This window comes from Protofrankia sp. Cas3 (assembly GCF_963555955.1).
GTDB lineage: Bacteria > Actinomycetota > Actinomycetes > Frankiales > Frankiaceae > Protofrankia.
In genome coordinates this window covers 1-2079 of sequence record NZ_CAUVXP010000280.1, presented here as the reverse complement: position 1 = coordinate 2079, position 2079 = coordinate 1, and the positions used below count along the sequence as shown (strand labels likewise).

Genomic DNA, 2079 nt, shown 5'->3' with positions numbered 1-2079 from the left:
CGCGGACGTCCACGGATGATCCGGAGCAAACTACGGATCAACGGCCCTCGGCGTGCCATTCGCGTGCCAGTAGCAACGGTCGGCATGTGGTCTGATCTGTGGTCTCTGGCGAGAGCTGGATCGCTGCTGACCTGGGCGGGAGTGCTTTGGACCAGGTCAGCAACGGTAACCGCACAGGTTTCCCAAGCTTGCAACGCGGGTTCGATTCCCGTCGCCCGCTCCACTCCGGGCGAAGTGTGTCAGACAGGGTCTGACCAGGTCGTTCCGCAATATCCGCCCAGGGGCCGAGCCCCCTGGAACCCCGACGTTCCTATGGCTGAGGCCCGTTTTTCCGCTTTCGTGCCCGCCGCGTACCCGCCAGGTTCGAGGTGCCCCGCTCGGACCCTCCGGGGAGCGAGGGCTGATCCGAACCAGCCGCGCCGACATCGCACCCGCGACCTCGGCCACCCGAGCTCGGATGGAGTGTTGAAAGATCATGGAGGCTCGGCGGTCTAATGCGCGCATGTTGCTTAGTTATGGCACGCCGCATTGCTGATCGTCGATTTGTGCATTAGTTATGCGAGGTCGCTCATAGTAGGTGTCGCGTTTCGGAATCGCTCGTCTGCAACAGGCCTGCCACCTGGGCCACCCCGAGGCGAGGCTCATGAAAGAGCTCTGTGACGACCTGGAGGTCGGACAACCGCAGCGGATGGCCGGCTGAGTCCTGCTCCAGGACATACGGTGTCAGCGCGAGATCCACGGGGCTGCCAGGGAGTACAGCGACCACGCTTGAATCGGTTGTCCGGCCGTAGCCAGGAGGGTTGTGGCCGAATCGCAGTTGTTCCTCGAAGATCCGGTTAATACCACGGCCGGTCCGCTCAACGATTCCCGTTCGCTTGAATGCATCCGCAATCAACGGGTTGCGCGGGTGCGGTGGTGCGACGAGCAGATTGTCCAGACGACGGTGACGACATGGGTGCCGCGCCACGGGATGATCTCCAGCGCCGGAGTCGGGGGCCGGGCCTCTCGGATGCCCACGGTCCTGTGGCTGAGCCGCCTTTCGCCTCTCGTGCCACGCCGCGTGCCTGTAGCACGATGCGTTCACCTGGCGGGTAGCTGGTTCTCAGCTCATCCATTGGCCTTTGGCGAGCCGAGCGGACATGCCGGAGGTGACTTCGGAGGTCCGCTCCCCGTTGGCCCGCCGGTAGATCATGGTCGCCCGTGGTGTGGAGTGTCCGCCGAACGACCCGCTCCTGTCACAGCTCGAGCACTTCGAGGACGTCGTCCGCGTACCAACGAGCGCGGACACCGCGCCGGCCGTCGCCGTCCTCACGAAGGACGCCGAGCTCGGTGAGTTGCCGCAACAGGTGCGAGGCGCCCTGTGATGTCACGCCAAGATGGGAGACGACGAACCGAGTGGTGAGGACCGGATTTCCGAAGAGAAGATCCACTACCTCTCCTGCCCTGCTGCGGTTCCCACGCAGTTTTGACCTGTAACGCTCACGCAGGTCCGTCATTCTCTCGGCTCGTTCTACGGACCGGTTCGCCTGATCCGCCACGGCGGAGAGGAAGAAGCGGAGCCAGCCCTGCACGTCACCGCGCTCACGTACTCCCTGAAGGTGCTCAATGTAGAGGCTCTTCGTACGTTCCAGCTGTGCGGACAACGGCAGCAGCGGCGCGGGTAGCAGACCCTGCTCGACGAGGTACAGGACGATGAAAAGCCTGCCGAGGCGACCGTTGCCGTCGAGGAAAGGATGGATCGTCTCGAACTGGTAGTGAAGTAGCGCTGTACGGACCAGCAGCGGAAGCTCAGGCCGCGCCTCGTGAACGTATTTCTCCCAGTCGTCGAGTGCTGGCCACATGTTCTCTATGGTGGGCGGCACGAACAACGCTGTTTCGGGTTGATTGTCCGGCGACCCGATCCAGTTTTGCGAACGCCGGAACTCGCCAGGTGTCTTCTCCTGCCCTCGAACACCCACCAGCAGAAGCCTGTGCATCTCGCACAGGAGGCGCTTACTGACCGGCAGGTCCGGTAGCCGGGCGAGGCCGTGCTCCAGCGCATGCACGTAGTTCTGCACTTCACGCACGTCGATGCTGGGC

Annotated in this window: 2 protein-coding genes and 1 pseudogene; all 3 read right to left on the bottom strand. The window is 63.5% G+C overall.

From position 1 onward, the window contains the following. Positions 1–568: 568 nt before the first annotated feature. Complete coding sequence (locus U9983_RS27090) at positions 569–766, bottom strand: hypothetical protein (protein WP_322756730.1); 198 nt, start codon at positions 764–766, stop codon at positions 569–571. Positions 767–775: 9 nt separating this feature from the next. Further along, positions 776–967: pseudogene (locus U9983_RS28215) on the bottom strand (ATP-binding protein); the annotation flags it as partial. 268 nt (positions 968–1235) lie between these two features. Then, positions 1236–2079: Fic family protein (locus tag U9983_RS27085; protein WP_322756729.1), on the bottom strand; the 844-nt coding region annotated here is incomplete at its 5' end.